13 protein-coding genes and 1 tRNA gene are annotated in these 16,427 nt (G+C 70.6%); 10 read left to right on the top strand and 4 right to left on the bottom strand.

Features of this window, described 5'->3' with window-relative positions; genetic code table 11:
- Nucleotides 1-54 precede the first annotated feature (54 nt).
- The 7 genes from fdnG to QTI20_RS14515 all read left to right on the top strand — a co-directional run bounded on the left by fdnG (nt 55) and on the right by QTI20_RS14515 (nt 9,713).
- Nucleotides 55-3,129 carry a formate dehydrogenase-N subunit alpha gene (fdnG, locus tag QTI20_RS14545; protein WP_286551862.1) on the top strand — a complete coding sequence of 1,025 codons (3,075 nt, stop codon included), beginning with the start codon at nt 55-57 and terminating at the stop codon, nt 3,127-3,129.
- Nucleotides 3,130-3,294: 165 nt separating this feature from the next.
- On the top strand, nt 3,295-4,272 hold the full coding sequence (gene fdxH / locus QTI20_RS14540) for a formate dehydrogenase subunit beta (RefSeq protein WP_286551860.1): 978 nt from the start codon (nt 3,295-3,297) through the stop codon (nt 4,270-4,272).
- Between the two features lie 16 nt (nt 4,273-4,288).
- A complete protein-coding gene (locus tag QTI20_RS14535) occupies nt 4,289-4,912 on the top strand; it encodes a formate dehydrogenase subunit gamma (RefSeq protein ID WP_286551858.1) in 624 nt (207 codons plus the stop codon).
- 9 nt (nt 4,913-4,921) lie between these two features.
- Nucleotides 4,922-5,941, top strand: coding sequence for a formate dehydrogenase accessory protein FdhE (fdhE, locus tag QTI20_RS14530; protein ID WP_286551857.1), 1,020 nt, complete (start codon nt 4,922-4,924; stop codon nt 5,939-5,941).
- Nucleotides 5,941-7,389, top strand: a complete 1,449-nt coding sequence (gene selA, locus QTI20_RS14525; RefSeq protein WP_286551856.1) for an L-seryl-tRNA(Sec) selenium transferase — start codon at nt 5,941-5,943, stop codon at nt 7,387-7,389. Before fdhE ends, selA begins: the two co-directional genes overlap by 1 nt.
- 304 nt (nt 7,390-7,693) lie before the next feature.
- Complete coding sequence (gene selB, locus QTI20_RS14520) at nt 7,694-9,604, top strand: selenocysteine-specific translation elongation factor (protein ID WP_286551853.1); 1,911 nt, start codon at nt 7,694-7,696, stop codon at nt 9,602-9,604.
- A 16-nt stretch (nt 9,605-9,620) separates the two neighbouring features.
- Nucleotides 9,621-9,713: transfer RNA gene (locus tag QTI20_RS14515), tRNA-Sec, on the top strand.
- A 43-nt stretch (nt 9,714-9,756) separates the two neighbouring features.
- On the opposite strand, the gene prpR is transcribed toward QTI20_RS14515, so the two are convergent.
- The gene (gene prpR / locus QTI20_RS14510; RefSeq protein ID WP_286551850.1) at nt 9,757-11,751 is read right to left on the bottom strand and encodes a propionate catabolism operon regulatory protein PrpR; all 1,995 of its coding nucleotides are present in this window, start codon (nt 11,749-11,751) and stop codon (nt 9,757-9,759) included.
- Between the two features lie 242 nt (nt 11,752-11,993).
- Between prpR and QTI20_RS14505 the strand changes: the two genes are divergently transcribed.
- On the top strand, nt 11,994-12,926 hold the full coding sequence (locus QTI20_RS14505) for a Bug family tripartite tricarboxylate transporter substrate binding protein (protein WP_286553417.1): 933 nt from the start codon (nt 11,994-11,996) through the stop codon (nt 12,924-12,926).
- 49 nt (nt 12,927-12,975) lie between these two features.
- Nucleotides 12,976-13,836, top strand: a complete 861-nt coding sequence (locus tag QTI20_RS14500) for an isocitrate lyase/PEP mutase family protein (RefSeq protein WP_286551848.1) — start codon at nt 12,976-12,978, stop codon at nt 13,834-13,836.
- 9 nt (nt 13,837-13,845) lie between these two features.
- Here QTI20_RS14500 and QTI20_RS14495 read toward each other — a convergent pair whose 3' ends face one another.
- From QTI20_RS14495 to QTI20_RS14485, 3 genes are all read right to left on the bottom strand, one after another.
- A complete protein-coding gene (locus QTI20_RS14495; RefSeq protein ID WP_219209157.1) occupies nt 13,846-14,067 on the bottom strand; it encodes a hypothetical protein in 222 nt (73 codons plus the stop codon).
- A gap of 61 nt (nt 14,068-14,128) precedes the next feature.
- The gene (locus QTI20_RS14490) at nt 14,129-14,605 is read right to left on the bottom strand and encodes a GNAT family N-acetyltransferase (RefSeq protein ID WP_183029199.1); all 477 of its coding nucleotides are present in this window, start codon (nt 14,603-14,605) and stop codon (nt 14,129-14,131) included.
- Nucleotides 14,606-14,637: 32 nt separating this feature from the next.
- Nucleotides 14,638-15,882, bottom strand: coding sequence for an MFS transporter (locus tag QTI20_RS14485; protein ID WP_503011400.1), 1,245 nt, complete (start codon nt 15,880-15,882; stop codon nt 14,638-14,640).
- Between the two features lie 87 nt (nt 15,883-15,969).
- Between QTI20_RS14485 and QTI20_RS14480 the strand changes: the two genes are divergently transcribed.
- Nucleotides 15,970-16,413, top strand: a complete 444-nt coding sequence (locus QTI20_RS14480; RefSeq protein ID WP_286553410.1) for a winged helix-turn-helix transcriptional regulator — start codon at nt 15,970-15,972, stop codon at nt 16,411-16,413.
- Nucleotides 16,414-16,427 lie beyond the last annotated feature (14 nt).

The raw sequence follows: 16,427 nt of genomic DNA, 5'->3' as shown, positions 1-16,427 counted from the left end.
CTTCCAAAAAAAGACCACGATGAAACACACCGCACTGCCACAGGAGGTTCTGTCATGGACATGAGCCGCCGCCAATTCTTCCGCGTCAGCGGGGCCGGGCTGGTCGGCTCCAGCATGGTGGTGCTGGGCTTCTCGCCCACCGCCGCGCTGGCCGAGGCCCGCAACTTCAAACTGGCCCGCACCACCGAGACGCGCAACACCTGCCCCTACTGCTCGGTGGGCTGCGGGATCATCATGTACAGCCTGGGCGACAAGGCCAAGAACGTGGTGGCCGACGTGCTGCACATCGAGGGCGACCCGGACCACCCGGTGAACCGCGGCACGCTGTGCCCCAAGGGCGCCGGGCTGCTCGACTTCGTGCACAGCCCGAACCGCCTGAAGTACCCCGAGGTGCGCGAGGCCGGCAGCAACGAGTGGAAGCGCATCAGCTGGGATTCGGCCTTCGACCGCATCGCCAAGCTCATGAAGGCCGACCGCGACGCCAACTTCCAGCCAACCAATGCCGCAGGCGCGGTGGTCAACCGCTGGACCAGCACCGGCATGCTGTGCGCATCGGCCTCCTCCAACGAAACCGGCTACATCACCCACAAGGCATTCCGCTCGCTCGGGATGCTGGTCTTCGACAACCAGGCACGCGTTTGACACGGACCGACGGTGGCCAGTCTGGCCCCGACGTTCGGCAGAGGCGCAATGACCAACCACTGGCAGGACATCCAGAACGCGGATGTCGTGCTGATCATGGGGGGCAACGCCGCGGAAGCGCATCCGTGCGGTTTCAAGTGGGTGATCGAGGCCAAGAAGCAGAACAAGGCGCGGCTGGTCGTGGTCGACCCGCGCTTCACGCGCTCGGCCGCCATGGCCGACTACTACGCACCGGTGCGCGCCGGCTCGGACATCGCTTTCCTGTCGGGGGTGCTGAACTACCTGCTGTCCAACAACAAGATCCAGACCGAGTACGTCCGGCACTACACCAACGCGACCTTCATCGTCGGGCCTGACTACAAATTCGAAGACGGCCTGTTCAGCGGCTACAACGCCGAGAAGCGCAACTACGACACCAAGTCCTGGGGCTATGCGCTCGACGAGGCCGGCATGGCCAAGGTCGACATGACGATGCAGGACCCGCAGTGCGTGCTGCAGGTCATGAAGCGCCACTACGCGCGCTACACGCCCGAGCTGGTGAGCCGCATCACCGGCACGCCGCAGGACAAGTTCCTGAAGGTCTGCGAGTACATCGCGAGCACCAGCGTGCCGGGCCGCACGATGACCGTGATGTACGCGCTGGGCTGGACGCAGCACAGCACCGGCTCGCAGATGATCCGCACCGCGGCCATCATGCAGCTGCTGCTGGGCAACATCGGCGTGCCGGGCGGCGGCATGAACGCGCTGCGCGGCCACAGCAACATCCAGGGCCTGACCGACCTGGGGCTGCTGTCGAACTCGCTGCCGGGCTACATGTCGCTGGCGCGCGATGGCGAGCAGACGCTCGAGACCTACTACAAGACCCGCGCGCTCAAGCCGCTGCGGCCCAACCAGATGAGCTACTGGCAGAACTATCCCAAGTTCTTCGTCAGCATGCAGAAGTCGTGGTGGGGCAACGCGGCCAAGGCCGAGAACGACTGGGCCTTCCACTACCTGCCCAAGATCGACAAGCTCTACGACGTGCTGCAGGCCTTCGAGCTGATGAACAAGGGCGCGATGAACGGCTACATCTGCCAGGGCTTCAACCCGGTCGGATCGTTCCCGGACAAGAAGAAGATCGTCGACGGGCTGTCCAAGCTCAAGTTCCTGGTGACCATCGATCCGCTGGTCACCGAGACCAGCGAGTTCTGGCAGAACCACGGCGCCTTCAACGACGTCAAGACCGCCGACATCCAGACCACGGTGTTCCGCCTGCCCTCGACCTGCTTCGCGGAAGAAGAAGGCTCGCTGACCAATTCCAACCGCTGGCTGCAATGGCACTGGAAGGGCGCGGAGCCGCCGGGCGAGGCCATGCCCGACATCGAGATCGTGGCCGGCCTGTTCAGCCGCATCCGCGCCGCCTATGCGAAGGACGGCGGCGCCTTCCCGGACCCGATCGTCAACCTGACCTGGCCCTACAAGATTCCGCACGCGCCCTCCGCCCAGGAGCTGGCGATGGAATACAACGGCAAGGCCCTGACCGACCTGCTCGATCCCAAGGACCCGACCAAGGTGCTGGCCAAGGCCGGCGAACAGCTCTCGGGCTTCGGCCTGTTGCGCGACGACGGCAGCACGGCCTCGGGCTGCTGGATCTACTCCGGCGCCTGGACCCAGGCCGGCAACCAGATGGCGCGGCGCGACAACGCCGACCCCTACGGCATCGGCCAGGCGCTCAACTGGACCTGGGCCTGGCCGGCCAACCGCCGCATCCTCTACAACGCGGCCTCGGTCGACCCGACCACCGGCCAGCCCTGGATTCCCAAACGCACGCTGGTGCGCTGGGACGGCAAGGCCTGGAGCGGATCGGACGTGCCCGACATCCGGCCCGACGCGAACCCGATGGAGGCCGATGCGGTGCGGCCCTTCATCATGACCGCCGAGGGCGTGGCCCGGCTGTTCGCGCCCACCGGCATGGCCGAAGGCCCGCTGCCCGAGCACTACGAGCCCTTCGAGTCGCCGCTGGTCAACAACCTGATGCACCCGAAGAGCGAGGTGGCACGCGCCAACCCCGCGGCGCGCATCTTCCAGGGCGACCTCGAACGGCTGGGCGTGCCCAAGGACTTCCCTTATGTGGCGACCAGCTACCGGCTCACCGAGCACTTCCACTACTGGACCAAGAACGTGCGCACCTCGGCCATCATCCAGCCGCAGCAGTTCGTCGAGATCGGCGAGGAGCTGGCGAAGGAAAAGGGCATCGAGAACGGCGGCTGGGTCAAGGTCAGCAGCAAGCGCGGCTTCATCAAGGCGGTGGCGCTGGTGAGCAAGCGCATCAACGCGCTGCAGGTGGACGGCCGCACGGTGCACACGGTGGGCCTGCCCAACCACTGGGGCTTCATCGGCCTGGCGAAGCCGGGCTACCTGGTGAACACGCTGACGCCCTTCGTGGGCGATGCGAACACGCAGACGCCCGAGTACAAATCGTTCACGGTCAACATCGAGAAGGCATGAGATGACACACGCGCTCGATGCATTCCTCCCTCTCTCGCTGGGGGAGGGCCGGGGTGGGGGCACGACAGCCTCTGCTCTCGCGCAGTGCCTGTTCGCAGGCCGGCCCCCATCCCTGCCTTCCCCCAGAGGGGGAAGGGGCAAGACCGACGAAGACCGGAGCCGCTGATGTCCTCCCTCCAAACCCTCGACATCGCCGCCCGTTCGGCCACCACCACGCCCTCGCCGCATGCGCGCAGCCGGCCGCAGGTGCAGGAAGTCGCCAAGCTGATCGACGTCTCGACCTGCATCGGCTGCAAGGCCTGCCAGGTCGCCTGCATGCAGTGGAACGACCTGCGCGACGAGATCGGCGACGTGGGCGGCAGCTACAACAATCCGAACGACCTCACGCCCGACTCCTGGACCGTGATGCGCTTCGCCGAAGTCGAGCCCGAGCCGGGCAAGCTCGAGTGGCTGATCCGCAAGGACGGCTGCATGCACTGCGAGGATCCAGGCTGCCTCAAGGCCTGCCCCGCGCCCGGCGCCATCGTCAAGTACAGCAACGGCATCGTCGACTTCATCAGCGAGCACTGCGTGGGCTGCGGCAACTGCGTGACCGGCTGCCCCTTCGACGTGCCGCGCATCAGCAAGACCGACAACAAGGCCTACAAGTGCTCGCTGTGCTCCGACCGCGTGGGCGTGGGCCTGGAGCCGGCCTGCGTCAAGGCCTGCCCCACGGGCGCGATCCACTTCGGCACCAAGGACGCGATGCACGAGTACGCCTCGGAACGCATCGTCGACCTGAAGGACCGCGGCTTCGCCAACGCGGGCGTCTACGACCCGGCCGGCGTGGGCGGCACGCACGTGATGTATGTGCTGCAGCATGCCGACCGCCCCGGCCTCTACAGCAACCTGCCCACCAACCCCAAGATCAGCCCGCTGGTCTCGCTGTGGAAGGGCGTGGCCAAGCCGCTCGCGGTCTTCGCGATGGTGGGTGCGGTGGTCGGCAGCTTCTTCCACTACATGAAGGTCGGCCCGATCGAGGCCAAGGAAGACAGGGGCACCGAGGACGACGACGGGGACGTCGTGGTCATCGAAGCCCCGCCCGAACACGGCGTGGTCGTCGCCCCGCTCGATGCGCCACCCGACGGCCGCCCGCGCGCCTGAACCCAAGGAGCCAGCGATGACCCAGCGATACCTCCGCCGCTACCGTGACGCCACGCGCATGAACCACTGGTTCGTCGCGCTGATGTTCTTCGCCGCCGCGCTCTCGGGCCTGGCCTTCTTCCATCCCTCGCTGTTCTTCTTCAGCGCGCTGTTCGGCGGCGGGCCGTGGACCCGCATCCTGCACCCCTTCCTGGGCGTGGCGATGGTGCTGGGCTTCGTGTTCCTGTTCTTCACCATGTGGCGCGAGAACCTGCTGGACCGCAGCGACCGCGAATGGATCGCCAACGCGCCCAAGATGCTCGCGGGCGACAAGGCCTCGATGCCGCCCGTGGGCAAGTACAACGCCGGCCAGAAGCTGGTGTTCTGGGCCTTCGGCCTGAGCCTGCTGCTGCTGTTCGTGACGGGCTTCATGTTCTGGAGCCCCTGGTTCGTCCACTTCTTCCCGATCACGGTGCGGCGCATCGCGGTGCTGGTGCATTCGGTCTCGGCGGTGGTGCTGATCCTCTCGGTCATCACGCACATCTATGGGGCGATCTGGGTCAAGGGCACGCTGCGCGCGATGACGCGCGGTACCGTCACCGAAGGCTGGGCCAAGCTCAACCATCCGCTGTGGCACCGCAAGATGACACGCGGTGAATAATCCCCCACGATGAACCCAGGCACCGGCAACTCCCTTCCGCGAACCACGCGCGTTCTCAGCCCCGAGGAAATCGCCATGCAGGCCGGACGGCAGATGCCGTTCGTGCGGCTGCCGGTGCGGGCTTCGGTCTTCCACGACCGGCAGCTGCGGCTGCGCCAGCTCGCGGCCTCGCACCCGATGCGCGAGTACCTGCTGTTCGTGGCCGACCTGGCCGCGGCGCAGCACCAGGCGCTGCAGGACCATCCACCGGTCGCGGTGCCCGATGCCTCTGCCTGCGCGGCCGCGGCCAAGGCCCTGAAGCCGCCGATGCCCGCCTTCGGCTGGCCGCGCGACCCGCTGTGGCAGGCCACGCTGCGCCGCGTGCTCACGCTGTTCGCGGCCCCGCTCGCAGCAGGCCCGGTGCGGGACACGGTCGAGCGCCTGCTCGCCAGCCCCGCCGACTGGATCGACGCCCAGGCCGACCGGCTGTCGCGCCGCATCACGCTGGGCCTGGACCTCGCGACCGCGCCGCTGATCGCCGCGGGCCTGCAGGCCTACTGGTCTCACCTGGCATTGCAAACCGCCGACACCCACGGCGAGCGCGTGTTCGGCCACACCGAGCCCGGCACCGAATGCCCCTGCTGCGGCAGCCTGCCCACGGCCAGCATCACACGCATCGGCGCCGAGGACGGCGGTTTCCGCTACCTGCACTGCTCGCTGTGCAGCACCCAGTGGCACTACGTGCGCATCAAGTGCACGCATTGCGAAAGCACCAAGGGCATCCAGTTCCAGCAGCTCACGCCCGAGCCGGGCATCGCGCTGCCGGCCACCGGCGCACGCCCCGGCGCGGCCAAGGCCGAATGCTGCGATGTCTGCCACCACTACCTCAAGCAGGTCGCGATGGAGAAGGACCCGGAGGTCGAGCCCGTGGCCGACGACCTGGCCAGCATCACGCTCGACCTGCTGGTGGCCGATGCGGGCTACGAGCGCAGCGGCCACAACCTGATGCTGCTGTTCGGCGATCCCGACAACGACGGCGGAGGCGGCTGATGGCCGCGCCCGAAGAGTCCGTGGTCCACGGCTCGACGGCAAGGCCCTCCGATCTGCCTTCTGTCGATCAACTGCTGCGCGGCGACGCGGCCTCCACCCTGCTCGCCACGCACGGCCGCACACTGGTCGTGACCGAGGCCCGCGCACTGCTCGACGGCCTGCGCCAGCGCTCGCTCGCCGGCCGGCTGTCCTTGGCCGAAGTCGATGCAACGCAACTCGCCGAGGCGCTCGCGGCGCGCGTCGATCGGCGCCTGGCCCCGCGCATGCGCGGCGTGCTCAACCTCACGGGCACGGTGATCCACACCAACCTGGGCCGCGCGGTGCTGGCCGATGCGGCACTGCAGCGGCTGTTGACGGTGATGGCCTCGCCCAACAACCTGGAGTACGACCTGCTCTCGGGCGGCCGCGGCGACCGCGACTCGCTGATCGAGGACCTGCTGTGCACCCTCACCGGTGCCGAGGCCGCGACCGTGGTCAACAACAACGCGGCCGCAGTGCTGCTGACGATTGCTGCGTTGGCACGTGACCGCGAAGTCATCGTCTCGCGCGGCGAGCTGGTCGAGATCGGCGGCGCCTTCCGCATGCCCGACGTGATGGCCAGCGCGGGCGCGCTCATGGTCGAGGTCGGCACCACCAACCGCACGCACCCGGCCGACTACGAGCGCGCGATCACCGAGCGCACCGGGCTGGTGATGAAGGTCCACACCAGCAACTACGCGGTGCAGGGCTTCACCGCGGCGGTCGACGAGAACACGCTGGCCGGCATCGCGCATGCGCGCGGCGTGCCGCTGGCCACCGACCTGGGCAGCGGCTCGCTGGTCGACCTCGCGCACTACGGCCTGCCGCGCGAGCCGCTGCCGCAGGAGATGCTCGCGGCCGGCTGCGACGTCGTGACCTTCTCCGGCGACAAGCTGCTGGGCGGCCCGCAGGCCGGGCTGATCGTGGGCAGCAAGGCCGCTGTCGGGCGTATCCGCAAGTACCCGATGAAGCGCGCGCTGCGCATGAGCAAGCTGCCGCTGGCCGCGCTCGAAGCCACGCTGATGCTCTACCTGCGGCCCGAGCGCCTGGCGCAGGACCTGCCGACGCTGCGGCTGCTGACGCGGCCGGCCGAGGCGATCCACGCACTGGCGCGCGCGCTGCAGCCGGCGGTCGCGGCGGCCGTGGCACCGCGCTTCACGGTCGAGGTGGTGGCGCTGCTGGGACAGATCGGCTCGGGCTCGCTGCCGGTCGAACGCCTGCCCTCGGCCGGCCTGGCGCTGGCGCCCATGGGCACGGCGAAGAAGGGCACGGGCACCGCGCTCGAGGCGCTGGCCACGGCCCTGCGCGGCCTGCCGCTGCCGGTGATCGGGCGCATCGCGGAGGACCGTTTGCTGCTGGACCTGCGCTGCCTGGAGGACAGCGGGCCGTTCGTCGATCAGTTGCCCTTGCTGCGGGAGCGGCTGTCGTGACCGGCATCTCGCCCTCCCCCGCGGGGGGGGGGGGGGGGGGGGGGGCCCACGACGGCCTTCGACACCGCGCAGCGCCCGCTGGCGCGCGGACCCCCATCCCAGCCTTCCCCCAAAGGGGGAAGGAGCAAGACAGCAGCGCCATGCGCACAGACGCGCCGGTAACCGCCTCCCCTCTTCCTCCCTCCCCCGCCGGGGGAGGGCCGGGGTGGAGGCACGACGGCCTTCGACACCGCGCAGCGCCCGTTGGCGCGCGGGCCCCCATCCCAACCTTCCCCCAAAGGGGGAAGGAACAAGACCGCACCCCATGATCATCGGTACCGCCGGCCACATCGACCACGGCAAGACCACGCTGGTGCGTGCGCTCACGGGCGTCGACACCGACCGGCTGCCCGAGGAGAAGCGGCGCGGCATCTCGATCGAGCTGGGCTATGCCTACCTGCGCACGCCCGAGGGACTGTCGCTGGGCTTCGTCGACGTGCCCGGCCACGAGCGCCTGCTGCACACCATGCTGGCCGGCGCCACCGGCGTCGAGCATGCGCTGCTGGTGGTGGCCGCCGACGACGGCGTGATGCCGCAGACGCGCGAGCACCTGGCGGTGGTCGCGCTGCTGGGGCTGCGGCACGGCACGGTCGCGATCACCAAGATCGACCGCATCGATGCAAGCGAACGCGGGGCGCGCATCGCGCAGGTGCGCGCCGAGATCGAAGCCCTTCTTGCGCCCACCGCGCTCGCGGGCGCGCCGGTGTTCGCGCTGTCGGCCGCCACCGGCGAAGGACTCGACGCACTGCGTGCCCACCTGGTCGCCGAAGCGCGCACGGTGCACGCGCACGACGAGGCGCTGGCCTTCCGCCTGGCCGTCGACCGCGCCTTCACGTTGGCCGGCGTGGGCACCGTGATCACCGGCTCGGTGATGGCCGGCCGCGTGCGCATCGGCGACGAACTGCGGATCGTGCCCGGCGACCGGCCGGTGCGCGTGCGCGGCATCCACGCGCAGAACGAACAGGCCGAGGCCGCGCACGCGGGCCAGCGTTGCGCGTTGGCACTGGCCGGCGTGGCCAAGGACGAGGTCCACCGCGGCCAGTGGGTCTGCGCGCCGGGCATCGCACTCAGCACCGAGCGCCTCGACGTGCAGCTCACGCTGTGGCCCGGCGAGGCGCAGGCATTGCGCTCGGGCACGACCGTGCATGCCCACCTGGGCGCGAGCGACGTGATGGCCTCGGTCGCGCTGCTCGACCGCGACACGCTCGCGCCCGGCGACACCGCACTGGCCCAGCTGGTGCTGCGCGCGCCCGTGGCCGCCTGGCACGGCGACCGCGGCGTGCTGCGCGACGCCTCGGCCACGCGCACCGTGGCCGGCGTGCGCGTGCTCGACCCCTACGCGCCGACGCGCTACCGGCGCACGCCCGAGCGGCTGCAGGCGCTGGCCGCATGGGCGCTGGACGAGCGCGGCGAACGCATCGGCGCATTGCTTGCCAGTGCACCGACGGGCCTGGACACCGGGCGCCTGCAACGCGCGCTCGCGCTGCAGGAGGCACCGGTGGCGCCGAGCGATGCCGTGCAACTTCCCCGGGTGCTGATCGCCGTCGAACACCTCGACGCGCTGCGGCAGCAGATCCTTGGCCGTCTCGCGGAATTCCACCAGGCCTCGCCCGAGGAGGTCGGCCCCGACCTGCGCCGCCTCAAGCGCCTGGCCGGCCCGCGCGTGGGCGACGCCTTGTGGCAGCACGCCGTCGAGTCCTTGCTGACGAAGGGCACGCTCGCGCGCAGCGGCCACTGGCTGCACCTGCCCGCGCACGCGGCCGTGCTCAGCGCCGCCGAGGAACGGCTGGCCCAGAAGCTGCTGCCGCAGATGGCCGATGGCGGTTTCGATCCACCCTGGGTGCGCGACCTGGCGAAGAACAACCACGCGGCCGAGCCCGTGGTGCGCCAGACGCTCGCGAGCCTGGCGCGACGCGGCCAGGCCTACCAGGTGGTGAAGGACTTGTACTATCCGGCAGCGACCATCGAAGGCCTGGCCGCGTTGGCGCGCGACTGCATGGCCGACGCCGAAGGCCTTCAGGCCGCGAGCTTTCGCGACGCCACCGGCCTGGGCCGCAAGCGCGCGATCCAGTTGCTGGAGTTTTTCGACCGCGTCGGCTACATGCGACGCGTGAAGGATGTGCACCTGCTGCGTCCCGACACCGTGCTCTTCGGCGGCACGGAGCGCAGCGAGTGACCCCATGAATGTGCATGGGAGGGAATCGTCCCTGGTGGGGCGGCCGGGCTTCAAACCCGGTGGGTGGCGCCACGCGTCGCCGGGAGGGTTCGACTCCCTCTCCCTTCCGCCCTCGGGCCCGCGGTGACGGTTTTGTCGGCCCAGGGGGGCCGCTAGGCCGATGGCTTCTTCGGCCCCGGATCGCCCGCTGCCGACGCGTCGTCACGCAGGCGCCGCCACAGCGTGGCGCGGCTGATGCCCAGCAGCGCACAAGCCTGGCCCTGGTCGCCCTGCACCGACTGCAGCACCTCGCGCACACGTCGCAGCTCGGCCGCGCGGCGCGCCCCCTTCAACAGGCCGTCGCGCACGGGCCCGGGTCGGGCCTGCGAGCACTCCGGGAACATCTCCAGCAGCCGCGCGCGGTCCGGCACGCCGGCCGGCGCGAGGTCGTGGCAGGCCAGCAGGCGCTCGACCAGGTTCTCGAGTTCGCGCACATTGCCGGGCCAGGCGTAACCCGCGGCCAGCGCCATCAGCGCGGCGAGCCCGGCCGCCGCCTGCCCGTCCGGCACGCCCAGGGCGGCGGCGCGGCGCGCCATCAGCGCGCTCGCCAGGCGCGCGATGTCGGTCCCGCGATCGCGCAGGGGCGGCGTCTCGATGCGCAGCACCGCGAGCCGGTAGTACAGGTCGCGCCGGAACAGGCCGCGCTCCACCTGGGCCGCCAGGTCGGCATGGGTGGCGGCGATCACCCGCAGGTCGACCGGCACCGCCGCGGTCGCGCCCAGGCGCAACACCTCGCGCTCCTGCAGCACGCGCAGCAGCCGCGTCTGCAGCGCCAGCGGCATGTCGCCGATCTCGTCGAGGAACAGCGTGCCGGTATGGGCGGCCTCGATCAGCCCGGTCTTGCCGCCACGCCGCGCGCCGGTGAAGGCGCCCTCCTCGTGGCCGAAGAGTTCGCTTTCGAGCAGGCTCTCGGCCAGCGCGGCGCAGTTCACCGCCAGGAAGGGCTGCGTGGCGCGTCGGCTGGCGGTGTGGATGCCCTGGGCCACCAGCTCCTTGCCGGTGCCGCTCTCGCCCGTGATCAGCACCGTGGCATCGCTGGCGGCGCACCGGGCCGCCAGTTCGCGCACGCGCCGCGCGGCGGCCCCCTCGCCGGCGAAGGCCTCGATCCGGTAGCGCGCGGGCGCGCCCCGCTGCCGCTGGTTGGCGCGCAGGTGGCGGTCGGCGCGCTGGATGACGGCCGGGTCGCGGCACACCAGCAGGGCGCCGGTGACCTCGCCGCCTTCGACGATCGGCGCGCGCCGGACCACCAGCGTGCGCATGCCGATCTGCAGCACCTCCTCGGCCGGGGCTTCCTGCATCCGCAGGGTGGCCCCGAGGTCGAGCACCGGTTCCACGTCGCCCAGCACGCGGCCGACCAGCGCGGCCACCGAGCCGCCCAGCAGCTCCGCCATGACCGGGTTCAGGGCCTCGATGCGCTGGCGCAGGTCCACCGCGACCACGCCGTCCTGCAGCTGGCCGAGGATGGTGCCCAGCCGCTCGTGGCGCGCGCGCTCGGCGCGCCCCAGGCGGGCCATGTGCACGGCGTCCTGCAGCGCCTGGCGCACCGCGTCGTCGGAATACATCAGCACGCTGGCGATGCCGGCCTGCTCGGCCAGGTCGGCCACCAGCCCCGGGGCCACCACGGCTTCGACGCCGGCCGCGCGCAGCGCCTCGACGCAGGCGGGTGCATCGTCCGGGCCGCGGTAGCTGAACTGCGCGATGCCCATGCCGAACAAAGTGTCCAGCTGCGCCAGGTGCTCGGACGGGCCGTCGAAGGACACCAGTCCCACGCGCGTCGAGAGGGCGCGCGCCGAGGCCAATGCGCGCATCAGGTCGAAGCCCCGCACCTCCACGATCGCCACCGGCAGGTCCAGGTGCTGGCGCAGCCATTCGCCGCTGGCACCCGCCGCCACCACCGCATCGATGGGCGCCCGGGCGTGCAGCGCCCGCACGGCGGCCACCGCGTCGTCGAAGGCATGGCCGACGAAGGAGACCTCGGCCTGGGCCGCGATCTCCGGCGCCAGCCGCTCGAGCACGCGGCCCAGCCGATGGCGCGCCACGGCCACGATATGGAGCCGGCGGCGCGGCACAGCGGGAACGTCCGGCAAGGCAGGGGTCGGCGAATTCATCTCGTCGAGTATCCCTGTTTCAGACCTGAAACCATTTTGAAATACAGCGCCGACACCAAGCGCCCTCACCGCGCATGAATGCCTTGCAGATCAAGCACTTGCAGCATTCGGGGTTGCCCCTCGAAGCGATGGCACGGCGTTTGCGCCATGGCCCGTGCCCCTGCCGGGGCCCGTCCACCAGAACACAGGAGAACAACTTGAACTTCCCTCGCCTTTCCCCGCTGGGCTGCGCCGCCGCCGCCATGCTCGCCTGCACCCTGCCCCTGGCCGCGCATGCGCAGGCCTGGCCCGCCAAGACGATCCGCTTCGTCGTGCCCTTCTCGGCCGGCGGCGCCAACGACCTGATGGCGCGCGCCGCGGCCGAGGGCGCGGCCAAGGTGCTGGGCCAGCCGGTGGTGATCGACAACCGGCCCGGTGCGGGCGGCTCGCTCGGCGCCGACCTGGTCGCCCGCAGCGCGCCGGACGGCTACACCTTCCTGATCAGCGCGGCCGGCGTAATCTCCAACAGCATGATCAAGAAGTCCATGCCCTTCAAGGACGAGGACCTGGTGCCGGTGGCGATGATCGGCCTCGCGCCCTCGGTGGTGGTGGTGCCCAAGTCGGCGCCGTACAACAACCTGCGCGACTTCGTCGAGGCCTCGAAGAAAGGCGCGGGCTTCAACTTCGCCACCGCCGGCACCGGCAGCACGCCGCACTTCGTGGCCGAGATGCTCAACGTGAAGTACGGCGCCAAGCTGCAGCCCGTGCCTTACAAGAGCGGCTCGGAGAGCACCACGGCCGTGCTCGGCGGCCAGGTCGAAGGCACCTCCGAGGCCAGCATCATCGCCTTGCCGCACATCCGCGGCGAAGGCAAGTTCAAGGCCCTGGCCACCACCTGGACGCAGCGCATTTCGGCCTATCCGCAGCTGTCGACGGCCGTCGAGCAGGGCTTCCCGGACCTGCAGATCGCGCACTGGGCCGGCCTGCATGCACCGCGTGGCACGCCCGACGAGATCCTCGACAAGCTCGCCGCGGCCGTGGACAAGGCCATGCGCGAGCCGGCCACGGTGGAGAAGCTCAAGGGCCTGGGCATCGAACCCATCGGCGGCACCCGGCAGGAGTTCGTGAAGTTCACCGATGCCGAGCGCAAGCGCCTGGGCGAGATCGTCAAGGCCGCCCAGATGCAGGAAAAGTGAGCACGCCAGCAATCCGCCCCTCCGCCACGACCCCTCCTGCAGACAGAACATGAACACCAAACAGCAACTGCGCGCACTGGCCGAGGCCCGCCGCGGCGTCATCGTCCCGGGCGCCTTCAACGCCCTGTCGGCCCGGGTCATCGAAGACCTGGGCTACGAGGCGATCTACGTCACCGGTGCCGGCGTCACCAACATGTGGTTCGGCCTGCCCGACCAGGGCTTCGTGGGGCTGGCCGAAATGGCCGACCACACGGCGCGCATCCGCGACGCGGTGCGGCTGCCGCTGATCGTCGATGCCGACACCGGCTTCGGCAACGCGCTCAACGTGCGCCACACGGTGCGCACGCTGGAGCGCGCCGGCGCCGACTGCATCCAGTTCGAGGACCAGGTCGCGCCCAAGCGCTGCGGCCATTTCTCGGGCAAGGACGTGATCGGCACCGACGAGGCGGTCGGCAAGATCGAGGCCGCGGCCGATGCCCGGCAGGACCCGGACCTGCTGATCCTGGCGCGCACCGACGCCTGCGCGGTGCATGGCTTCGAGGCGGCGATCGAGCGCGCCCAGCGCTTTGCCGAGGCCGGCGCCGACATCCTGTTCGTCGAGGCCGTGACCAGCGCCGAGCAGATCCGGGCGCTGCCGCAGCGCCTGCGCCGGCCCCAGCTGATGAACATGGTGGTCGGCGGCCGCACGCCGATCTTCGGCGCCGAGGAACTGGCCGGGCTGGGCTACGGGCTGGTGCTGTATGCCAACGCCGCGCTGCAGGGCGCGGTGGCCGGCATGCAGAAGGCCCTCACCGCGCTGCGCGACGACCGGCAGTTGGAAGAAGACCCGGCGCTGGTCACTCCTTTCGCCGAACGCCAGCGGCTCGTCGGCAAGCCCGAATGGGATGCGCTCGAGCGCCGCTACGCCTGAAGCGGGCGCTCAGCCCTTGCGCCCACCCATCACCAGCAGCAGCCCACCCACCACGATCGCGCCGATGCCCGCCCACATCGGCACGTTGACCCGCTCCTTCTCCTTGGCCGAGATCTCGAGCGGGCCCAGCTTCACGACCGTCGTGTCCTTGGTGTAGCTGAAGCCGCCATAGGCCAGCGCGAGGCCGCCCGCGACGATGAGGACGATCGCGATGATTCGGGTGGCGTTCATGTGTCTTCCTCCGGGGTTGCGATGCTCGCCACTCTACCGCCGATGCGCGGCCCGGCCGCGCTCACGGCCTGCCGTCCGACGCGAGGGCCAAGGTCATGAAGACGCTGTGCGGATCCTCGCCGTAGTCGGCGAAAGGTCCGCAGCGGGTGAAGCCGGCGCTTTCGTAGAGCCGTTGTGCCGGCGCGAAGGGCGCCGTCGCACCGGTCTCCAGGCTCAGGCGCTCGTAGCCGCGCGCGGTCGCCACCGAAATGATGTGCGCGAGGATCGCCCTGCCCGCGCCCCGCCCGCGATGCGCTTCGGGTGTGCGCATGGACTTCAGCTCGCCATGCGTGGCATCCAGTTCCTTCAACGCGCCGCAGCCGAGCAGCAGGCCGGCCTCGTCCCACGCCGACCAGAAGGTGATGCCGGGCTGGCGCAGCTTGTCCAGGTCGAGCGCATGCACGCTCTCCGGCGGCGACCAGGCGCGCATGCTCTGCAGGTGCTCCTCGAGCAGGGCATGGATGGCGGGGCGGGAGAGGTCGTCGTGTTCGATGTGCATGGTCGAAGAAGGAGGTACGCTGGATCGGTCGCCTATTGTGTACAGCCTGGCGGCATGGCGCGCACGCCGCGCGGCCACGCGCTCGCGCCCCAGACGAGCAGCGCCAGCAGGCTCACGCCCGCGCCGAGCGCGCACACGCCGTGCCAACCCGCCTGCGCATACACCGCGGTCGATGCGATCGCGCCGGCGCCACTGCCCACCGCGTAGAACAGCATGTAGCAGCCGATCAGCCGGCCGTGCGCCGCGGCGGGCCGCTGGAGGATCAGGGCCTGGTTGGTCACGTGCAGTGCCTGGCACGCCGCATCGAGCAGCAGGATGCCCAGCACCAGCCAGCCGAGCGAGCGCTGCATCAGGGCCAGCGGCAGCCAGCCGAGCAGCAGCAGGGCCAGCGACACGCCGCTGGTACGCTGCGCCCAGCCCCGGTCGGCCCAGCGGCCCGCCCGGCCGGCCAGCACCGCGCCCACTGCGCCCAGCAAGCCGAAGGCGCCCACCGCCGCATGCGACAGCGACCAGGGCGCGGCCGTGAGCGGCAGGGCCAGCGCGCTCCAGAAGATGCTGAAGGCCGCGAACATCAGCAGCGCCAAGGTGCCGCGCAGCTGCAGCACGCGGTCGGTGCGCAGCAGGTCCAGAGAGGAACGCAGCAGTTGGCCGTAGGGCAGGCGTTCGACCACCGGCGCCTGGACCGGAAGCCGGCGCCAGATGCAGGCGCCCAGCAGCGCCATCACGGCCGCCGAGCCCAGGTACACGCCGCGCCAGCCGACCAGGTCGGCCACAGCGCCCGACCAGACCCGGGCCAGCAGCAGCCCGATCACCACGCCGGACTGCGCGGCGCCCACCACGCGCCCGCGCTCGTGCGCCGCCGCGCTGCTGGCCGCGTAGGCGATCATCCCCTGCGTCATGGCCGTGCCCAGCAGGCCGACGCAGAGCATGCCGGCCATCAGCGCGATGCCGCTGCGCGCGGCCGCCACGCCGACCAGGGCCAGCACCAGCGCCACGAGTTGCGCGCGCGCCAGCCGGCGCCGATCGTGCTGGTCGCCCAGCGGCACGAGCAGCAGCAGGGCCAGCACCGAGCCGGCCTGGGTGGCCGTCACGACACCGCCGACGGCGGCCTGCGACAGGCCGAAGTCCGAGGCCAGCGTGTCGAGCAGCGGCTGGGCGAAATACACGTTGGCCACGCTGGCGCCGCTGGTGCCGGCGAACAGCGCGACCAGGCTGCGCGGCAGGGGTCGCGCGTCGCTGGGGGAGAGAGGCAATGACATCGTCTTCAATGGTTTCATTTTTAAACCATCTGAGCATAGTCCATGAGTTTTAAAATGCAACCAGTGCGCGGCCAGGCGGCGGCGCTGCTTCCGAAGAACCTCGACATGGCCGAACGCAAACGAATGAACACCGCGACCTGCCCGGTCGCCCGCGCGCTGGACCTGGTCGGTGACCGCTGGTCGCTGCTGATCGTGCGCGACGCCTTCGACGGCATCAGCCGCTTCAGCGACTTCCAGGCCAGCCTGGGCGCGGCGCGCAACATCCTCGCGAGCCGGCTCAAGGCGCTGGTGCAGGACGGCATCCTCGAGAGCCAGCCCGCGGCGGACGGCTCGGCCTACCAGCAGTACGTGCTGACGCCCCGGGGCCAGGCGCTGTTCCCGGTGATCGTCGGGCTGCGGCAATGGGGCGAAGGCCAGCTGTTCGCGCGCGGCGAGCGCCGCTCGCGCCTGGTCGACCGCGAGAGCGGCCAGCCGGTGGCGCGGCTCGGGGTCGAGAGCGCCGACGGGCGCCCGCTGCAGTTCGACGAGGTGCAGGTGGTGGGCAAGTAGGTCGCTTGCCAGAA

Source organism: Variovorax sp. J2P1-31, from assembly GCF_030317215.1.
In the GTDB taxonomy this organism is placed as follows: domain Bacteria; phylum Pseudomonadota; class Gammaproteobacteria; order Burkholderiales; family Burkholderiaceae_C; genus Variovorax.
Note: the sequence above shows the minus strand (reverse complement) of the source record. Positions and strands in the feature narration are given on the sequence as shown.

What these genes read in the sequence shown, in the direction of transcription:
- fdxH (WP_286551860.1), top strand. Translation starts at nt 3,295, where the DNA reads ATGTCCTCCCTCCAAACCCTCGACATCGCCGCCCGTTCGGCCACCACC.
- QTI20_RS14535 (WP_286551858.1), top strand. Translation starts at nt 4,289, where the DNA reads ATGACCCAGCGATACCTCCGCCGCTACCGTGACGCCACGCGCATGAAC.
- fdhE (WP_286551857.1), top strand. Translation starts at nt 4,922, where the DNA reads ATGAACCCAGGCACCGGCAACTCCCTTCCGCGAACCACGCGCGTTCTC.
- selA (WP_286551856.1), top strand. Translation starts at nt 5,941, where the DNA reads ATGGCCGCGCCCGAAGAGTCCGTGGTCCACGGCTCGACGGCAAGGCCC.
- selB (WP_286551853.1), top strand. Translation starts at nt 7,694, where the DNA reads ATGATCATCGGTACCGCCGGCCACATCGACCACGGCAAGACCACGCTG.
- prpR (WP_286551850.1), bottom strand. Translation starts at nt 11,751, where the DNA reads ATGAATTCGCCGACCCCTGCCTTGCCGGACGTTCCCGCTGTGCCGCGC.
- QTI20_RS14505 (WP_286553417.1), top strand. Translation starts at nt 11,994, where the DNA reads ATGCTCGCCTGCACCCTGCCCCTGGCCGCGCATGCGCAGGCCTGGCCC.
- QTI20_RS14500 (WP_286551848.1), top strand. Translation starts at nt 12,976, where the DNA reads ATGAACACCAAACAGCAACTGCGCGCACTGGCCGAGGCCCGCCGCGGC.
- QTI20_RS14495 (WP_219209157.1), bottom strand. Translation starts at nt 14,067, where the DNA reads ATGAACGCCACCCGAATCATCGCGATCGTCCTCATCGTCGCGGGCGGC.
- QTI20_RS14490 (WP_183029199.1), bottom strand. Translation starts at nt 14,605, where the DNA reads ATGCACATCGAACACGACGACCTCTCCCGCCCCGCCATCCATGCCCTG.
- QTI20_RS14485 (WP_503011400.1), bottom strand. Translation starts at nt 15,882, where the DNA reads ATGAAACCATTGAAGACGATGTCATTGCCTCTCTCCCCCAGCGACGCG.
- QTI20_RS14480 (WP_286553410.1), top strand. Translation starts at nt 15,970, where the DNA reads ATGGCCGAACGCAAACGAATGAACACCGCGACCTGCCCGGTCGCCCGC.